At 35.4% G+C, this 18,051-nt stretch carries 16 protein-coding genes; 9 read left to right on the top strand and 7 right to left on the bottom strand.

What is annotated here, in order from left to right:
• Window positions 1-33 precede the first annotated feature (33 nt).
• The 3 genes from RM520_RS06980 (at window position 34) to RM520_RS06970 (ending at window position 3,090) form a co-directional block, all read left to right on the top strand.
• On the top strand, window positions 34-1,152 hold the full coding sequence (locus RM520_RS06980; protein WP_311387455.1) for a GTP cyclohydrolase: 1,119 nt from the start codon (window positions 34-36) through the stop codon (window positions 1,150-1,152).
• A gap of 190 nt (window positions 1,153-1,342) precedes the next feature.
• Window positions 1,343-1,777, top strand: coding sequence for an EthD family reductase (locus RM520_RS06975; RefSeq protein WP_311385004.1), 435 nt, complete (start codon window positions 1,343-1,345; stop codon window positions 1,775-1,777).
• Between the two features lie 35 nt (window positions 1,778-1,812).
• On the top strand, window positions 1,813-3,090 hold the full coding sequence (locus tag RM520_RS06970; protein WP_311387454.1) for an erythromycin esterase family protein: 1,278 nt from the start codon (window positions 1,813-1,815) through the stop codon (window positions 3,088-3,090).
• A gap of 66 nt (window positions 3,091-3,156) precedes the next feature.
• Here RM520_RS06970 and capB read toward each other — a convergent pair whose 3' ends face one another.
• The 3 genes from capB to RM520_RS06955 all read right to left on the bottom strand — a co-directional run bounded on the left by capB (window position 3,157) and on the right by RM520_RS06955 (window position 7,702).
• Window positions 3,157-4,416 (bottom strand): cysteate-C-fatty acyltransferase, encoded by a 1,260-nt coding sequence (capB, locus tag RM520_RS06965; RefSeq protein WP_311385002.1) that lies wholly within the window; start codon window positions 4,414-4,416, stop codon window positions 3,157-3,159.
• Window positions 4,417-4,536: 120 nt separating this feature from the next.
• On the bottom strand, window positions 4,537-5,577 hold the full coding sequence (gene capA / locus RM520_RS06960) for a cysteate synthase (protein WP_311385001.1): 1,041 nt from the start codon (window positions 5,575-5,577) through the stop codon (window positions 4,537-4,539).
• 70 nt (window positions 5,578-5,647) lie between these two features.
• Window positions 5,648-7,702, bottom strand: a complete 2,055-nt coding sequence (locus RM520_RS06955; RefSeq protein WP_311385000.1) for a S9 family peptidase — start codon at window positions 7,700-7,702, stop codon at window positions 5,648-5,650.
• 140 nt (window positions 7,703-7,842) lie between these two features.
• On the opposite strand from RM520_RS06955, the gene RM520_RS06950 reads away from it, so the two are divergent.
• Window positions 7,843-8,169, top strand: a complete 327-nt coding sequence (locus RM520_RS06950; protein ID WP_311384999.1) for a YbaB/EbfC family nucleoid-associated protein — start codon at window positions 7,843-7,845, stop codon at window positions 8,167-8,169.
• Between the two features lie 31 nt (window positions 8,170-8,200).
• Window positions 8,201-8,653 carry a thioredoxin family protein gene (locus RM520_RS06945; protein WP_311384998.1) on the top strand — a complete coding sequence of 151 codons (453 nt, stop codon included), beginning with the start codon at window positions 8,201-8,203 and terminating at the stop codon, window positions 8,651-8,653.
• A 53-nt stretch (window positions 8,654-8,706) separates the two neighbouring features.
• Here the strand turns inward: RM520_RS06945 and RM520_RS06940 are convergent, their stop codons facing one another.
• Window positions 8,707-9,807, bottom strand: coding sequence for an OmpA family protein (locus RM520_RS06940; RefSeq protein WP_311384997.1), 1,101 nt, complete (start codon window positions 9,805-9,807; stop codon window positions 8,707-8,709).
• A gap of 86 nt (window positions 9,808-9,893) precedes the next feature.
• On the opposite strand from RM520_RS06940, the gene RM520_RS06935 reads away from it, so the two are divergent.
• The gene (locus RM520_RS06935) at window positions 9,894-10,202 is read left to right on the top strand and encodes a YegP family protein (RefSeq protein ID WP_311384996.1); all 309 of its coding nucleotides are present in this window, start codon (window positions 9,894-9,896) and stop codon (window positions 10,200-10,202) included.
• Here RM520_RS06935 and RM520_RS06930 read toward each other — a convergent pair.
• Together RM520_RS06930 and RM520_RS06925 are read right to left on the bottom strand one after the other, a co-directional pair.
• Entirely contained in the window at window positions 10,195-11,217 is a 1,023-nt protein-coding gene (locus tag RM520_RS06930; protein WP_311384995.1) for a threonine aldolase family protein, read from the bottom strand. The genes RM520_RS06935 and RM520_RS06930 overlap by 8 nt on opposite strands.
• A 22-nt stretch (window positions 11,218-11,239) precedes the next feature.
• The gene (locus tag RM520_RS06925) at window positions 11,240-13,645 is read right to left on the bottom strand and encodes a zinc-dependent metalloprotease (protein ID WP_311384994.1); all 2,406 of its coding nucleotides are present in this window, start codon (window positions 13,643-13,645) and stop codon (window positions 11,240-11,242) included.
• A gap of 82 nt (window positions 13,646-13,727) precedes the next feature.
• Here RM520_RS06925 and prfB point away from each other — a divergent pair.
• The 3 genes from prfB (at window position 13,728) to RM520_RS06910 (ending at window position 17,821) form a co-directional block, all read left to right on the top strand.
• Window positions 13,728-14,823 (top strand): peptide chain release factor 2 gene (prfB, locus tag RM520_RS06920; protein WP_311384993.1). Its coding sequence is split into 2 segments (ribosomal slippage): window positions 13,728-13,790 and window positions 13,792-14,823, totalling 1,095 coding nucleotides; the frame shifts between segments, so codons are not numbered across the junction.
• A 102-nt stretch (window positions 14,824-14,925) separates the two neighbouring features.
• Window positions 14,926-15,387 carry a hypothetical protein gene (locus tag RM520_RS06915; protein ID WP_311384992.1) on the top strand — a complete coding sequence of 154 codons (462 nt, stop codon included), beginning with the start codon at window positions 14,926-14,928 and terminating at the stop codon, window positions 15,385-15,387.
• 1 nt (window position 15,388) lies between these two features.
• Window positions 15,389-17,821: a TonB-dependent receptor gene (locus RM520_RS06910; protein ID WP_311384991.1), complete on the top strand. Its 2,433-nt coding sequence runs from the start codon at window positions 15,389-15,391 to the stop codon at window positions 17,819-17,821.
• Window positions 17,822-17,863: 42 nt separating this feature from the next.
• Here RM520_RS06910 and RM520_RS06905 read toward each other — a convergent pair whose 3' ends face one another.
• The gene (locus RM520_RS06905; protein ID WP_311384990.1) at window positions 17,864-18,037 is read right to left on the bottom strand and encodes a hypothetical protein; all 174 of its coding nucleotides are present in this window, start codon (window positions 18,035-18,037) and stop codon (window positions 17,864-17,866) included.
• Between the last annotated feature and the right edge of the window lie 14 nt (window positions 18,038-18,051).

Genomic DNA, 18,051 nt, shown 5'->3' with positions numbered 1-18,051 from the left:
TATTGCTAATATTGACTATTCAAAATATTTGGAATGGTCACCATCAAAGAAGTAACTTCAAAATCTGATTTTAAAGCATTTGTAAAATTCCCCTTTGAACTTTATAAGGATAATCAATATTGGGTGCCACCTATTATAAAAGATGAATTAGAAACCTTTAATAAAGATAAGAACCCAGCTTTTCATAGCGCGGAGGCCCGTTTTTTTCTTGCCTATCAAAATAACCAAATTGTAGGTCGTGTGGCGGCAATAGTCAACTGGATTGAAGTAAAAGAACAACGGCTAAAAAAAATGCGTTTCGGCTGGTTTGATTTTATTGATGATTTTAATGTTTCAAAAGCACTACTTGAAAAGGTGAACGAAATTGGAAAAGCTCACGAACTAACTTATTTGGAAGGCCCCGTCGGTTTCTCAAACTTAGATAAAGTCGGAGTATTGATTGAGGGTTTTGACCATATTGGCACAATGATTACTTGGTACAACCATCCGTATTACCAATCGCACTTTGAAGAGCATGGCTTTGTTAAAGAAAAAGAGTATTTAGAAAATAAATTTCCCTCCAAGAATGCCGATCCAAAGTTCTTTGCTAAAGCCAACATGCTCATTAAAAAACGTTACCAGTTGCGACCTATCAACTTTACATCAAGCAAAGAAATTATGCCTTGGGTAGATGCCATGTTTGATTTGTTCAATGATAGTTATGCAAGCTTGGCCTCCTTTGTAAAGATTACTGATGTTCAAAAAGAGTATTTTAAAAAGAAGTATATCAGTTTTATCAACCCAGAATACATCAAATTTATTGTAGATAAAGAAGATACATTGGTAGCTTTTGCCATTGTCATGCCGTCATTTTCACAAGCATTGCAAAAAGCGAAGGGCAAGCTCTTTCCCACTGGAATTTTTCATTTACTAAAAGCTAAAAAACATAGTAAAGACGTTATTTTCTATTTAATAGGCGTCCACCCATCTTATCAAAATAAAGGTGTTACAGCTGTCATATTTAACGAGTACCATAATACGTTTACTGAAAAGGGTATAGAAACCTGTATTCGCACACCTGAGCTAGAAGAAAATACAGCTATTGCCCAAATCTGGAAACATTTTAACCCCGTAACCCACAAACGCAGACGCACCTATAGAAAAGACTTGTAACTATTGCTAATAAGAACTTTGATTTCAGTAGTATTTAAACTACTAATTTTTAATGTCTTACGAGTTTTTTTATAACTTAGAAGAGATTCCATAAAGCTCTATTATTTAATATAATGTAGCGCAGTCAAAAATATGATGGTTAAAATGAATGGAAGCAATTAAAACTATTCTCATATAAATATTTTGAATGATGAAATACAAACTAGTTTATTCCATTTTTATTTTTTCATTAGTTGGTTTGTCAAGTTGTAGTACCCATCAATTAATTCACATTTCAGAACCCGATAACAAACTCTTTAAAGTAAGCATTTTATATGCGAATGGAGAAGGTAAAACTTTTGACATGAACTATTACAAAAGTAACCATATGCCTATGGTATCCAGATATTTAGGTGATAATTTGAAGTTTTATGAAATTGATAAAGGCATCTCAGGTAGATCACCTGATACCCAAGTTCCTTATTTAGCGGTTGGGTATTTTTACATCAAAGACATAACAGCATATCAACAAGCTATTGGTCAACATATAGAAACTATAGTTGGTGATTTTAAGAACTATACCAATATTCAGCCAGTTATTCAGATAAGTGAAATCACTGAAATTGGATTCAATAATGAAAATTAAACATGCGATTTAAAAGAGATAAATAACAAAACCTTATGATAAGTCTATTTCGAATAATAGTGACTACGGTTATAGTCTTAACTGGTTCTCAGGTTTTTGGGCAGTCTTATTTAAAAAATTCAAATCAGTATATCTTTCCTTTCAAAACAATAGACTCTGAAGTTTTATCAAATCATATAGAAAAAATTGCAGACAGTACTCGAATAATAGGTTTAGGCGAGGTTAGCCACTACACCAAAGAATGTTATGAGATTAAGCACCAAATAATTAAGAAATTAATTGAAAAAGATTTCAATGGTTTAGTATTAGAAGTAGACTTTGGTCAAGCACTTTTATGGAATGATTATGTAACCAATGGTATTGGAGATATTGATAAACTAATTGCAGCATCAGGATGGTTCACCTATAGAACCCAAGAATTTAAAGACTTACTTCTTGATATCAGAAACTACAACTTAACAGCAAATAAACCTTTTCAAGTATTTGGAATGGAAATGACGGCCATGAATCACAATTTGGCTTGGCTTTCAAGCTATTTTAAGGCTTATTTGAATTCAAGTGAAGAACTCATTGAAAGCTTAACTAATGAAAGGAAAATTGTTGCCTTTGAAAAACATGAACAAGTTGAGATTCTTTCATACTGGAATCTCTATTACGCAATTAAAGATACTCTTGAAAACAATATTGCCTTACTGATAGAAACTGGTGGCAAAGAAAAGTATGAAATAGCTTTGAGAATAGCCGAAATAACAAGGCAATATGCCACATATATTTCGCAAGATGAATTCTACCTGAAGGTAGAGTTTAGAGATCAGTTTTCAACAAGAAATGTACTTTGGTGCATGGATTACCTTGGAGAAAATAGTAAAATAGCTATTTGGGCACATAATGGTCACGTTGTGAAAAAGTCGGTATTGTTTGACTATGACATTCTAGGTTATTATTTAAGCGAGTGGTTTGATGACCAATATTATGCTATTGGTTTTACGTTTAATGAAGGAGATTTTGGAGCATTTTCATCAAATGGATTCAAAAAATGGACATTACCGAAAATGAAGACAAATTCACTTACTAAAGATTTTGATAGTTTTCAGAGTCCTTATTTATTTTTTGACATAAGGTTTTATACTGGAAATTCAGCTTATCAGCAAAGCAGTATTCTAAATCAAGAATTACCTATTAGAACAGATATCTCTGAATCTTTTAGCGATAAAAAAAATGTTTCGATGAATATCAACCTATCAAACTCATACGATATGTTGATTTATATAGAAAAAACTAACTACCCAACTACCATTGAATGGGATAGATAATCTCTTGCAAAAAGGTCGTTTCACTTATCGCTTTCTACCCAGAAATTAAAAGGTGTTCTTTCTGAATTACTCCCCCATTGCAGCAGCAACAGCAGCAGATAATCTTTTGTATGTTCCGTTCTCCAAACGCTCTCTAATGATAGAAAAGGCCTCTAAAGTCTCCGCAACATCTTGCAAGGTATGCGTCGCCGTTGGAATCATTCTCAACAAGATTAAGCCTTTAGGTATTACTGGGTATACCACAATTGAACAGAATATACCGTGATTTTCTCTAAGGTCTTTTACCAAAGCCATTGCTTCAGGTATGCTACCATTCAAATATACTGGTGTAACACAACTTGTTGTTGTACCAATATTAAATCCACGTTCTTTTAAACCGTTCTGTAATGCGTCTACATTCTCCCAAAGTTTGTTTTTTAACTCTGGCATAGTTCGTAACATGTTCAAGCGTTTTAAGGCTCCTTTCACATAAATCATGGGTAACGATTTTGCGAACATTTGTGAACGTAAATTGTATTTTAAATAGTCTATAATTTCTTTATCCGCAGCTAAAAATGCACCGATACCAGCCATTGACTTGGCGAAAGTTGCGAAATAAACGTCAATATCGTCTTGTATACCTTGCTCCTCACCTGCTCCAGCACCAGTTTTACCTAGCGTTCCAAATCCATGAGCATCGTCAACCAATAATCTAAAATTGTATTTTTTCTTAAGGGCAACGATTTCTTTAAGAATACCTTGCTCACCACGCATACCAAATACACCCTCAGAAATTACTAAAATTCCACCTCCGGTTTCGTTAGCCATCTTAGTAGCACGCTCTAAGTTTTTCTCTAAACTTTCAACATCGTTGTGTTTAAACGTAAATCGTTTTCCAACATGTAATCGTACCCCGTCAATAATACAAGCATGACAGTCTACATCATAAACGATAATATCATCTTTTGCGACTAAGGCATCAACGGCTGACATAATACCTTGGTATCCGAAGTTCAACAAATACGCAGATTCTTTATCAACAAATTCGGCTAATTCTTGCTCTAATTGCTCATGAAAATCAGTGTGACCACTCATCATACGTGCACCCATTGGGTATGCAGAGCCATGCTCATAAGCAGCGTCACCATCTACTTTTTTAACTTCTGGTAGATTCGCTAAACCCAAGTAATCATTAACACTCCAAGTGATAACTTCTTTTCCTTGAAACTTCATTCTATTAGATATCGGTCCTTCCAATTTTGGAAAAACAAAATAGCCTTCAGCTTGTGATGCCCACTTGCCCAAAGGGCCTTTGTTCTCGATAATCCTCTCAAATAAATCTCTCATCTAACCAAAAATTAAATTGAATGCAAAAATATGTAATTTATTCAACCATGCAATGACATATTTACAAACAAAAAGGCAACGCTCTACAGATCGTTGCCTTTTTAAATATTGTTGAAAATATTACTTTATATATTGAATCTCTTTTGGAGCCACGGAGTTTTTCGCATCGAAAAAACCCTGGTTGTCCATCCACTCATCACTGTATATTTTACTCATATAGCGAGATCCGTGATCAGGGAAAATAACCACAACATTACTGTCTTCGTTAAATTCACCTTCAGTATTGTACTGTATAGTTGCCTGCATGGCAGCACCACTGGTATAACCCACGAACATGCCTTCAGCATGTGCGATTTTGCGAGCCATATGAGCACTCTCAGCATCCGTCACCTTAATATATCTGTCAATAGTATTAAAATCTGTTGCCTTTGGAATCAAGTTTTTACCCAAGCCTTCAATTCGGTAAGGATAAATTTCTTCATGATCAAACTCACCAGTTTCATGGTACTTTTTTAAAACAGAACCGTAAGCATCTACTGCTAATACTTTGATATCAGGATTTTGTTCTTTCAAAAATCTAGCAGTACCCGAAATGGTTCCTCCCGTACCGCTACAAGCCACTAAGTGGGTAATATTACCGTTGGTTTGTTTCCAAATTTCAGGACCTGTGGTTTTATAATGCGCCTCAATATTCAATTCATTAAAATATTGATTGATGTATATAGAACCTGGAGTTTCTTGATGGACTCTTTTAGCCACTTCGTAGTAAGAACGAGGGTCATCTGCAGCTACATGAGCCGGACATACATACACCTCAGCTCCCATAGAACGTAACATATCTATTTTATCTGGAGATGATTTTGAACTTACTGCCAAAATACATTTATAGCCCTTAACCATACTTGCCATAGCCAAACTAAACCCGGTATTTCCCGAAGTCGTTTCAATAATGGTGCTATCGGGGTTCAAAAGCCCCTGTTCTTCTGCTTGATTTATGATATGAACTGCAATACGGTCTTTTGCTGAATGTCCAGGATTAAAAGCCTCGACTTTTGCATAAAAATTACCTGTTAGAGAATCGGCTATTCTATTTAGTTTGATAAGGGGTGTATCACCAACCAAATCTAGAATACTATTGTAGGCATTTATTTTGTTATCCATAGTAAAGTTAGGTCTTGCAAAACGGGCTTAAATCCGTTATTTACAGGTGCAAAAATAGCAAAATTTTATTTTATGAGATTTTTCCTTCTAAATCTAAAATAAAGGCATATTCCTTTGCAGTTTCCTTTAAAGCTTCAAAACGACCAGAAGCTCCACCATGACCTGCCTCCATATTTGTATCTAAAAACAGTTGGTTATTGTCCTTTTTGTATGCCCTAAGCTTTGCAACCCATTTGGCAGGTTCCCAATACTGTACTTGCGAATCATGAAGACCAGAAGTAACTAACATGTTAGGATAGTTGTTGGCCTCAATATTATCATAAGGAGAATACGATTTCATATAGTCATAATAAACTTTGTCATTTGGATTACCCCATTCATCATATTCACCAGTGGTTAATGGGATAGAATCGTCTAACATAGTGGTAACCACATCAACAAAAGGAACCGCAGCAATAACACCATTATATAATTCAGGTGCAATATTGATTACTGCTCCCATTAAAAGCCCACCAGCTGAACCGCCCATCGCATAAAGATGTTCTGGTGATGTAAACTTTTCGGATATTAAATGTTTAGATACATCAATAAAATCAGTAAATGTGTTCTTTTTAGTTAAAAGTTTTCCGTCATCATACCAAGGCCTGCCAAGATATTCTCCTCCACGAATATGGGCTATCGCATAAACAAAACCTCTATCTAATAAACTTAATCGTACTGTCGAAAAATAGGGGTCTATAGTAGCGCCATATGAGCCATAAGCATATTGCAATAACGGGCTTGTTCCATCAAGTTTGGTTTCTTTATGATACACTAACGAAACCGGAATTTCAACTCCGTCCTTTGCAACTGCCCAAATACGCTTAGATTCATAGTTTCCTTTATCAAACTGACCACCGAGTACTTCTTGTTCTTTTAAAATTTGCTTTTCCTTGGTTCGCATATTAAAATCAATAACTGCATAAGGCGAAGACATGGCATTATAAAAATAACGGAGGGTTTCTGTATCAAAGTCAACATTAGTGGTGCCTCCAGCGACATAAGTTTCACTTTCAAAAGGTAAATAGTAACTGTTCGTCTGGTCCCAACGAACAATTTTCAATTTATTTAATCCCAATTCGCGTTCCGAAAGCACATAGTAATCTTTGAAAATATCAATACCTTCTAGTAATACTTCTTCACGATGCGGGATAAATTCTTTCCAATTGGAATGGGATGTATCCTGCTCATCAACCATCATTAACTTAAAGTTTGTCGCCTCGTCTTTATTGGTAAGCACATAAAAACTCTCATTATAATGGTAAATAGAATATTCTAAGCCTCTAGTTCTAGGTGAAAATATTTTAAAATCATCATCTGGTTTGTCCGCCGGTAATATTTGATATTCCGAAGTAAGAGTGCTGCTTGAACCAATGATGATATACTTTCTTGATTTCGTCTTGTAAACAAAGGTGTTAAAAGTATCATCTTGTTCATGAAAAACCAGTTCATCTTCATCCGATGATGTACCCAAACGATGCTTGTAAATTTTATCGGAACGCAAGGTTACTGGGTCTTTCTTGGTATAAAAAAAAGTCTTATTATCAGCAGCCCAAACAGCACTGCCAGTTGTATTTTCTATTTTGTCAACAAATACTTCACCGGTTACTAAGTCTTTTACTTGAATAACATATTGTCGTCTGGAGACAGTATCCGTTCCAAACGCCACTTTGGTGTTATCTGGACTGATTGAGATCCCTCTTAAATTAAAGTAATCGTGCTTTTCAGCTAAATCGTTACAATTAAATAAGACTTCTTCAACATTATCTAGGTTTTCTTTTTTACGAGCATGAATTGGATACTCTTTGCCAATTTCAAAGCGCGTAATATAGTAATAGCCATTCAACTTATAGGGAACAGATGAATCGTCCTCTTTAATTCTAGCTTTCATTTCATGAAATAAAACCTCTTGAAAGTCTTTTGTATGAGCCGTGTTTTCGGCATAAAAACTATTCTCTGCCTCCAAATAATCAATTACTTCTTGGTCTTCTCTATTATTTAACCAATAATAATTATCAACTCGAACGTCATCATGAATACTAAGTTCTTTAGGTACTTTTTTCGCAATCGGAGCTTTTAATGCCATGCTTTGTTATAATCAAATAATAAGATTTTGCAAAAATAAGCTAGATTCAACAAAGTGAAAGCTCGAATCCAAAATGATTTTAAACCTGGTTTTATTTCAATTAACTAGTTTTGTTATTACAAACAAAAAGAAATAGTATCATGTTCGGAGATTTAATGGGAATGATGGGTAAGCTTAAGGAAACCCAAGCAAAGGTTGGAGAGACTAAAAAACGTTTAGATACTGTTATGGTGGACGAAGCTTCAACAGACGGTCTTTTAAAGGTAACCCTTACTGCCAATAGACAAATTAAAGCTATAACTATTGACGATAGTTTATTAGAAGACAAAGAGCAACTTGAAGATTACATCATACTAACTATAAACAAGGCTATTGAAAAAGCTACAAAGGTTAACGAAACCGAACTGGCAGCTGTTGCCAAAGAAGGCATGCCCAATATTCCTGGTATGGATTCGTTATTCAAATAACTTGGCAAGTATTTTGCTATAAATTATTATAATGAAAGCTCTCTTTTATTTTTTCGCAGTATTAGTCTTTAATCCTTTTGGTGCCAGTAACATAGCTTCAACTAGCGCTAATTGGCAAACCGATTACAAAAACACTTTGAAAATAGCCAAAAAAGAAAATAAAAATGTCTTGGTATATTTTACTGGAAGCGATTGGTGCCCACCTTGTAAAATGCTTAAAAAAGATTTGTTTGAAACTAATGAGTTTAAGACACTTTCTGAAGATTATGTGCTATTATATATAGATATTCCAAGAAACAAAGATTTATTGACCCCAGCGCAACTTCAACATAATAAAGCTTTACTGCCCAAGTACAATAAAAAAGGAGTCTTTCCACTACTCGTTGCTTTGAGCCCAAACGGCGTGATTTTGGACGATTATTCAGGTTATAGTATGAATGGGGAAGTTGGTTATCATCTTGAATTCATAAAACGGAATAAATAAGAAAAGCCTCTAAAAACAGAGGCCCTTCTTTGCAATAGCTAATAAAATAGTGTCTAGTTATTGATAAGTCTAAATTCTGTTCTTCTGTTTGCTGCATGCTCTCTTTCAGTACAAGAAACACCATCAGCACATCTGTTTTTTAATTTTCTTTCTCCGTAACCGTTTGCTACTAAAAGACTAGAGTTAACGCCTTTGGAGATTAGGTAATCCGCAACTGCTTTTGCTCTTTTTTCAGATAAATCTTGGTTTGGAGATGCACCACCTCTGGCATCGGTATGCGAAGCAATTTCTAATTTAGTGCCAGGGTTTTGTTGTAATACTGGCATTAATCTAGAATCAATAATACGCTTAGCTTCAGAAGTTAAAGTAGAGCTTCCTAAGTTCCAGCTTATTGGTAGTGCCTGGTATTCTACTAAAGAACACTCAACTTCTTTCCAAGTTGTAAGTCCACCTTTTGTTTGCAATACTTCTTTAGTGATGGTTTCAGTTACTGCAGGAATAGTCTCTTCAACTGTATAAGCATCTTTATCTAATACCGTTCTTGTAATGGTTTCGTAAACAGCAGGAATAATCTCTTCAACAACTCTTGCTGGCTCCAACATTACTCTCTTAGTGTAACTAGCATTCTTAGCTGCGATAGCAGTTTTTTGCGTTGAAGCGTCATTAGCTACCAATTGCGTACTTACAGTAGTATATTCCGCAGGGTATCCTTTATAACACCAATAACGACAATCATCTGGGTTACCTGAAGCACAATCTGGTGCAGGTGAACCTAGCTCCCATTGCGCATATGCAGGTTTAATTTCAATTGTTTCAGATGATGGTCTAAAACTTGCTGGAACAATTTTTAAAGAATTTGCTCCTTCTTTAGAAACATAAGTAACAGTTTCTGTTCCCCACTTTGCAGGTACTACGGAAAGCTTTTTACCTTCCTCTTTTACTAATACACGTTCTGTAACTGTTTTGTAAGTTGCAGGTACCGTTTTTAAAACCTTATACGCTGGTTTTACCACTACCGATGTAGTTTCATTAGTATAAACATCTGGCGTCGTACAACGCACGTAACACTTACCTGGCTCAGGGTTTGCAGGTAGATCTTGGGCACTCATAAATGCCGTTGTAAATAAAGCAACAATAAATAAAACTTTTTTCATAATTTGTTAGTGTTTGTTAATTGAATATTAATGGTTAACAGTATTATGAAACTCATTTCTTAAAAAAGTCACAAAAAATTATTCAAGTGATTCAAAAAACTAAAGGAAATAACAACGAATATCAGTTTGTAGTGAAGTCTGCTGATGGTGGAATTTTAATGAGAAGTAAGTGGTATAACTCAGAAAATGAGCTAGACCACATCGTAGCCCAAATGGTTGAAAACATTGATAATAACATTGCAATTGAGAGAACTACTAATCATAATGGACAGTTTCAATTTCTTTTAAAAAATAGCACTAATAACCTCATCGGTTTTAGTGAACCCTATTCTTCCGAAGCTGGAATGGAAAATGGAATTAAAAATCTAAATAAGAGTATTTACAACTCTAAATAGATTTAAGAATTACTAAAGTTGATTCATGCATCTCATCAGTATAATCTAAATGTGTTACCATTCTTAGCTTGCCTTGCCCCATTCCTATTATTGAAATTTTATGTGCATTGAGTTTAGCCATAAAATCATCCGTATTTAATTTAGATTCATCAATTTCAAAAATGACAATGTTCGTTTCTAAAGGTTCCACTTTTTTTATAAAGTCAAGACTTTCTAAAACTTCTCCGAGCTCTTTGGCTTTTTGATGATCCTGTGCTAACCTTTCAATATTATGGTCTAACGCATAAATACCAGCAGCTGCCAAAAAACCTGCTTGACGCATACCGCCTCCTAATACTTTACGAACTCGAATAGCATTATGAATTAATTGGGCGTCACCAACTAAGACAGAACCTACTGGGCATCCTAATCCTTTGCTCAGGCAAACACTTATGGAGTCAAACAAATCACCATAATCTTTCGGGTTTTCGCTTTTAGCAACAAGTGCATTCCATAATCGGGCCCCATCTAAATGGTATTTTAAGTTATGATTTGAACAAACGGTTTTTATCTTTTTTAATTCATCAAAGTCCCAACAAGCCCCACCGCCTTTATTGGTTGTGTTTTCTATACAAACTAAACTTGTGAGCGGGCTATGGTAAAAATCTGGAGGGTTTATAGCAGATTCTACTTGATGAGCTTTCATCATTCCTCTATTTCCGTCAACAAGCTTACATGAAACACCACTATTAAAACTAACTCCACCTCCTTCATAGTTATATACGTGAGCATACTTATCGCATATTATTTGCTCACCTGGTTGGGTATGTAATTTGATAGCCGTTTGGTTGGTCATACTTCCGCTTGGAAAGAATAATGCGGCCTCCATCCCAAAAAATTCGGCAACTTTTGCCTCTAAAGCATTTATCGTCGGGTCGTTTTTGAATACGTCATCACCAACTTTTGCGGTCATCATAGCATCTAACATTCCAGCAGAAGGTCTGGTAACGGTATCACTTATTAAATTTATCTCCATGTATAGTAGCTATAAGCAAAACTTAATCAAAACAAGCCATTCCAATTGGTGAACCATCAGGAATTTTCGGGGCGTCAATTTTCTTTTTATATCCTTTTGGATTGCCAATAAAGCCTTCTACCTCTTTCTTCATTAAAATAGAATTAGGATCCGTTGCTTTTATTCCTAAATGGGTTTTCAGTCGCATCATTTCAAATAGAATAGTCTCAGTTACTTGAGGAAAACTATCATCATGACTCGCTAAATGCATTAATTCTTGAAGTACTTGCCAATTGACTATTTTCTGAATTTCTCCATAATAGCCTTTTGATTGTTTCGCTTTAACTGTTTTATCAAGTAATGTAGTCACAACATCTGAGAGTCCTAATTGATTATCATCCAATGCTTTTTGCTGTACTAATCTATTAGCACGTTGATGATGTAACAATAAACTTAAGCTAGTTTTACTAGCTGTTTCCGCAGCACTGAATGGGTCAAAAGCAACTCCAGTTTTTCCTTTAAATGACTCACGGGTTCTTGGATAGCCTTTCGCCCTTGGTGGAAAAAGCACTAGTTTTTCTTTCGGAATAGCCAAAACCTCAGGAGTAATTGTTTTCAAAAGTGAGTTTAATGCCTGTTCTTGGGTCTCTTTTGAAACTGAAACAACAGATAGCTGACCGTCATTCTTCAATTTATAATTATAGTCCAAACCTCCAATAACTTTAGATACCCCTTCGGTTTGATAACGGTGAAAGAAATAAAGAGGTGCAAAAACGTCCTCTAAAACCGAATATGCTTCATCAGAACGTATATTATCAGGTGAAAAATTGGCTATCGCTATTTTTCTGATTTTCAACATGTCTTCAAGTTCTTGGCTAATACTTTTACCATTGTCCCATAAATGCGCTAAAGCATGTGCACCGCCCAAGGGTCTAGCATCTCTGTCAGAAATATAACGCAATCCTTTCTTCTGGGCTTCCTCCAAAATTTTATTGAGTTCTTCTTTTTCATTAGCACCTTTTGAAAATTCAGCATAGGAATACGCCACCGTAACATTATCCCATTCCCCTATACCTGTATCATAAGCATTCGAAAAGTCAATTTCACCATTTTTAAGTTCAAATTGCGGATGGGGATAATCCATCACTGATGCTCTACCGTTAGTACTTGCGGCAAAATTGTGCGCAAATCCTAAAGTATGTCCTATTTCATGAGCAGATAGCTGACGAATTCTAGCCAAAGCCAAATCAAGCATTGGCTGATAATTATCATCACGTTCTGCAAAGGGCTTGTTCATTAAAGCCTGTGCAATTAAAAAATCTTGGCGAATTCTGAGACTTCCTAAACTTACATGACCTTTAATAATTTCGCCTGTTCGAGGATCTTTGATACTGCTTCCATAACTCCAACCCCTCGTAGAGCGATGCACCCATTGAATAACATTATAGCGTGCATCTAAAGGGTCCGCATCATCGGGCAACATTTTTAACTGAAAGGCATCTTTATAACCAGCAGCTTCAAAAGCTTGATTCCACCATCTTCCACCATCTAAAAGAGCCGAACGAACAGGCTCCGGTGTACCATTATCTAAATAATAAACAATTGGTTCTACCGCTTCACTAATTTCTGCCCCAGGATTCTTCTTTTCCAAACGGTGCCTAGTAACATAACGTTTTAAAATTGGCTCTTGAACTGGGGTAGAATAATCGTAATAACTAAAAGGGTTAGAACCGCTACGCGAATCAAAGACTCTTTTTTTAAAGTTGTCATCTGGCAGTTCAATTAGGGAATGGTGCTGTGCAACAGTAACTAAGCTAGCGTTTGGAGCTACCGAACGAATATAGCTACCCTTAGGTTCGCCTTTAAACGTAAGCGTTACATCAAACTCTATATTTTTAGGAAAGGCCTTTGTTCTTTCAAAAGCAAAAGCGCTTTTTGATTTATCTAAACTGTATGAACCTTGTTGCGTTCGTTTTAACCTTCCAGAAACTCCATGCGCATCTCGCATTAGAAAATCAGTCATGTCAATAAGGTAGCTTCCTTTTGATTCTTCTTTGATAGAAAAACCATGTAAAACAGATTTAGCAAATGCTTGTTCTACTGACTTACGCTCTAATTCATTATTGGTTAAAGCTCTAAACTTAAGATTAGGTTGAACTAACAGTAATTTATTTCCTGCTTTTTTAAAAAATACAACTTGCTCATTTCCCAATTGTCCTCGATCTAAACCAATATCATTACTTCCTATTCCACTACTTAACGAATAGACGTATAGAAAGTCTTTGTCTAATTCATCAACTTGTAGGTAAATTTTATCATTTGCATCATCGTAATAGTAATTAAAGTAGCCATTGAATTTTTGAAAGTCCTTGGTCATTTCAAAGTCCTGAGCATTTGCGTAAATAAAAGAGAATAGAGATAAAAAAAGGAGTCTTAGTTTCACAGTCATGATTGGTATATTGAATTCTAAATTTATACAAATTTGGTTGTTCAACAAAAGTGAAACCTTATTTTTGCCCGAAATACTTTGAATGATAACTACAGATCAACATAAAGGTCTTATAGATCGCCTTGGCGCGTTAAGGAGGTATCTTTGACATTGATGCCAAACTTATCGAAATAGAGAATGAAGAAGAAAAAACCTTAGAGCCTGGATTTTGGGATAACCCGCAAGAAGCTCAAAAACAAATGCAATCTATTAAATCGAAAAAAAGATGGGTTGAAGACTTTAATTCGGCACAAACTTTGGTTAATGATTTAGAGGTTTTACTTGAATTTCAGCAAGAAGGAGAAGTCGAAGAAGATGAAGTTACATTGAAGCATAACAATGCGGTTGAATTAATTGAGAATCTTGAGTTTAAAAACATGCTCTCAGATGAAGGAGATGAGCTCACCGCAGTACTGCAAATAACTGCGGGTGCAGGCGGAACCGAGAGTTGTGATTGGGCCGCAATGCTAATGCGAATGTATTTGATGTGGAGTGAAAAAAAGGGTTACAAGGTAAAAGAACTCAATTATCAAGAAGGTGATGTAGCTGGAATAAAAACGGTTACTTTAGAGATTGAGGGTGAATATGCCTTTGGGTGGTTAAAAGGCGAAAATGGGGTACACCGATTGGTACGTATTTCTCCTTTTGATAGTAATGCAAAAAGACATACCTCTTTTGCCTCTGTTTATGTTTATCCGCTTGTAGATGATACTATTGAAATTGATGTAAACCCTTCAGATATTGAAATAACCACCGCTCGATCAAGTGGGGCTGGAGGACAAAATGTGAATAAAGTAGAAACGAAAGTTCAATTGGTCCATAAGCCAAGTGGTATTCAGATTTCATGCTCTGATTCACGTTCACAACATGATAATAGGGCCACGGCTATGAAAATGTTGAAATCGCAGTTATATGAAATTGAGCTTAGAAAAAAACAGGAAGCTCGACAAGAAATAGAATCATCAAAAATGAAAATTGAATGGGGTTCGCAAATAAGAAATTATGTCATGCACCCCTATAAACTGGTAAAAGACGTTCGAACGGCTCAAGAAACTGGCAATGTAGATGCTGTTATGGATGGAGATATTAGTCAGTTTTTAAAAGCATTTTTGATGATGATGGGACAGCAGGAGTCCTAAAAAGTTAATCATATCTTAATTTGTTTAAGAAAAATATCTATTTAACAAACTATTAACCAACAAGGCTTAAACCTTGGGGTAATTTTGAAATCTTAAGAAATCATGAAGGTAATTATTCAAGTCATTTTTTTAATACTTTTTTTGAATGCTACAACTATTGCGGCGCAATACGGTTATGGCAATCAGTACGGACGTCAACGGCAAAGAAGTGCTATTCCACAAACACCGACTCCAACTGAAGAACCTAAACCAAAGACTGCAGAAGAGCTAGTTGATGACCAAATGCCAAGAATATCAGAAACTTTAGAATTAGATCCTTTTGAACAGGCGGTTGTTCGTTCTACGTTAGTAAAATATGTTACAAAACGAATAGAACTTCAAATTTTAAAGCTTGAACCGAAGAAAATGCAGGAAGAGTATGAAAAACTTGCTGACCTGCAAACTGCTGAGCTTAAAGCTGGATTACCTGAAGATAAATTCAACGCATTTGTAGAACTACAAGAGAAACGTTTTCAGACCAAGAAAAAAAAGAAGAAAAAAAAGAAGAAAAAAAACATAGAATAATATGAATAAACTGTTACCAGTAATTTTATTGTTGTCATTAAGTTTTGTACAAGCCCAAAGACCACAAAATCTTAGCCCAATTAAAATCACAGGAACAGTTATTGATAAAGATACTGGCGATCCTTTAGAGTACGCGACCTTCATATTACAAAGCGTTAGAGAGCCGGACAAAGTAACAGGAGGGATTACAAACGAGAATGGTCAGTTCAATGTAGAGACATTGCCAGGTATGTACAACATATCTGTAGAGTACATTTCTTATGCTACCTATAAAAAAGAAAGACAGCTACTTAGGGCCAACACAGATTTAGGTAAGATTGAAATGTCAATCGATGTCGCCCAATTAGATGAAGTGGAAGTTATCGCAGAAAGAACTACAGTTGAACTAAGGCTGGACAAAAAGATTTATAATGTAGGTTCTGACCTAACCGTAAGCGGGGGTACCGTTAGTGATGTCCTTGATAATGTTCCTTCAGTTTCTGTAGATGTTGAGGGTAATGTGCAGCTAAGAGGCAATGATGATGTTAGAATTTTAATCAATGGTAAACCATCCGCAATTACTGGTCTTAATAGTGCCGAAGCTCTACAACAACTGCCCGCGGAGTCTATTGAAAAAGTAGAAGTTATCACCTCACCTTCCGCTAGATATGATGCTGAAGGATCCGGTGGAATCATCAATATTATACTTAGAAGAAGTAAATTACAAGGACTTAATGGTGCCATAACAACCAATTTAGGCTACCCAACTAGAGCTGGTATTAATGGGAACATTAATTACAGAACTGGGGACTTAAATATTTTCACCAATGCCGGCTATAACTATAGAAAAGGTCCAGGAAACTCTTTAACAGATACTGATTTTTTTGATGCTAATGGCGTTTTTACCAATGGTATTACTGAGCTGAGAGATTTTGAAAGATTACGAAAAGGCTTTAATGTGAATTTTGGGGTAGAATGGTACGTAAATGAAACTGCCTCTATTACCCAAACTATTTTCATTAGAAACTCAGATAATAGTAGTGAAACCACGAATAACTTTTCTCAAGAAGATGCCTTAGGAAACATCTCATCAGGTTTTCGATTTGATCCCGAAACTGAAGATGACAAAACTTTTCAATACGGCTTAAACTACGACAAGCAATTTAATGGTAACTCTGACCACAAACTCACCTTTGCATTTCAGTTTGAAACTAGTGATGAACTTGAAGAGTCTTTAATTGTTCAGAATGGATTTGATAGTGAAAGTGTAAGAACTGATGAAGATCAGCAACGGATATTTCTACAAACAGATTATGTGGTTCCAGTTGGCAAATCAGGTCAATTTGAAATGGGTTATAGGGGTGATTTTAATAGACTAGATACTGATTATGATGTCGCTTTTATACAACCTACTATTGACGAGCTTGGCATTACCAATCCAAGTAATGTTCTGAATTTTAAAGAAACTATTAATGCCTTCTATACTCAGTTCGGAACCAAAATCAATAAATTCTCATTTTTGAGTGGTTTACGTTATGAAGCAACGAGATTAATCATCAACCAAATTGAAACTGGTGATTTTAATCGTAACAATTTTGATGGCCTATTCCCAACATTAAACCTAAACTATGAGATAAGCGAAAGAGAAAGTTTTCAATTAGGTTATAATAGAAGAATACGAAGACCACGTTCCTTTTTTCTTAACCCGTTTCCATCAAGATCAAGTCCAACGAACCTTTTTCAAGGCAACCCTAACTTGACACCTTCTTTTTCAAATCAAATTGATTTAGGCTATTTGAAACGTTTTGAAAAATTAACCCTTAGCAGTTCCGTATACTTTCAAAGAGCAACAGATGTTATCACCTTTATAACGGAGGACACCGGTGAAAACACCATTTTTGATGGAGAAGAAGTTAGTATTTTGAGAAGAACACCCGTTAATTTAGCTAAGAACGACAGATATGGTTTTGAACTTAATTCCAACTACCGTCCTTCAAGAAAGTGGAATATTAATGGAAATATCAACTTATTTCAGTTGGTAACACGAGGCGATTTTAATGGTCAAAATTTTGATGCAGAAAATTTAAGCTGGTTCGTACGCTTAAATAATAAAATTACATTACCCTCAAAAATTGATTGGCAAACAAGATTATTCTACAGAGGACCCACGGAAAATGCACAAACTATAAGTCAAGGTATATTTTCAATGAGCTTAGCCTTTAGTAAAGATTTATTTAAAGACAAAGCCTCTTTAGCCATAAACATTAATGATGTGTTTAATAGCCGTAAAAGAGTCAGTGAAACATCCACATCATTCTTTTTAACGGATAGTGAATTTCAACGTAGAGTCAGAAGTTACAACCTTTCTTTTACCTACAGATTCAACCAGAAGAAAAAACGGAGCCAAGGAAGAGAGAACGATGATGATGGCGGTGGAGAAGAATTTGGAGCATAAAAAAAGGAGCCAAATGGCTCCTTTTTTTTATCTATATATTTTCTATTCGTTGCGCTTAGCTTTTCTTTCAGCTTGACGTTCTTTCCACATTTCAAGCAAGTTTCCACCCAACCAATAAGGCACTACAAACGTCAATAAAAATATCATTAACCAAAATCCTATAGTAAGGATGGTTAAAAAGGCTAAAAATCCGAGATATTGGTCAAACTCTACCATGAATATAATTTTAT

The sequence above is a fragment of the Croceitalea vernalis genome, from assembly GCF_031846405.1.
Classification (GTDB): Bacteria; Bacteroidota; Bacteroidia; order Flavobacteriales; family Flavobacteriaceae; genus Croceitalea; species Croceitalea vernalis.
This window is presented reverse-complemented; position numbering and strand designations above follow the sequence as displayed.

What these genes read in the sequence shown, in the direction of transcription:
- capA (WP_311385001.1), bottom strand. Translation starts at nt 5,577, where the DNA reads ATGGATAACAAAATAAATGCCTACAATAGTATTCTAGATTTGGTTGGT.
- RM520_RS06915 (WP_311384992.1), top strand. Translation starts at nt 14,926, where the DNA reads ATGAAGGTAATTATTCAAGTCATTTTTTTAATACTTTTTTTGAATGCT.
- RM520_RS06950 (WP_311384999.1), top strand. Translation starts at nt 7,843, where the DNA reads ATGTTCGGAGATTTAATGGGAATGATGGGTAAGCTTAAGGAAACCCAA.
- RM520_RS06925 (WP_311384994.1), bottom strand. Translation starts at nt 13,645, where the DNA reads ATGACTGTGAAACTAAGACTCCTTTTTTTATCTCTATTCTCTTTTATT.
- RM520_RS06910 (WP_311384991.1), top strand. Translation starts at nt 15,389, where the DNA reads ATGAATAAACTGTTACCAGTAATTTTATTGTTGTCATTAAGTTTTGTA.
- capB (WP_311385002.1), bottom strand. Translation starts at nt 4,416, where the DNA reads ATGAGAGATTTATTTGAGAGGATTATCGAGAACAAAGGCCCTTTGGGC.
- RM520_RS06970 (WP_311387454.1), top strand. Translation starts at nt 1,813, where the DNA reads ATGATAAGTCTATTTCGAATAATAGTGACTACGGTTATAGTCTTAACT.
- RM520_RS06905 (WP_311384990.1), bottom strand. Translation starts at nt 18,037, where the DNA reads ATGGTAGAGTTTGACCAATATCTCGGATTTTTAGCCTTTTTAACCATC.
- RM520_RS06930 (WP_311384995.1), bottom strand. Translation starts at nt 11,217, where the DNA reads ATGGAGATAAATTTAATAAGTGATACCGTTACCAGACCTTCTGCTGGA.
- RM520_RS06975 (WP_311385004.1), top strand. Translation starts at nt 1,343, where the DNA reads ATGAAATACAAACTAGTTTATTCCATTTTTATTTTTTCATTAGTTGGT.
- RM520_RS06955 (WP_311385000.1), bottom strand. Translation starts at nt 7,702, where the DNA reads ATGGCATTAAAAGCTCCGATTGCGAAAAAAGTACCTAAAGAACTTAGT.
- RM520_RS06945 (WP_311384998.1), top strand. Translation starts at nt 8,201, where the DNA reads ATGAAAGCTCTCTTTTATTTTTTCGCAGTATTAGTCTTTAATCCTTTT.
- RM520_RS06940 (WP_311384997.1), bottom strand. Translation starts at nt 9,807, where the DNA reads ATGAAAAAAGTTTTATTTATTGTTGCTTTATTTACAACGGCATTTATG.
- RM520_RS06980 (WP_311387455.1), top strand. Translation starts at nt 34, where the DNA reads ATGGTCACCATCAAAGAAGTAACTTCAAAATCTGATTTTAAAGCATTT.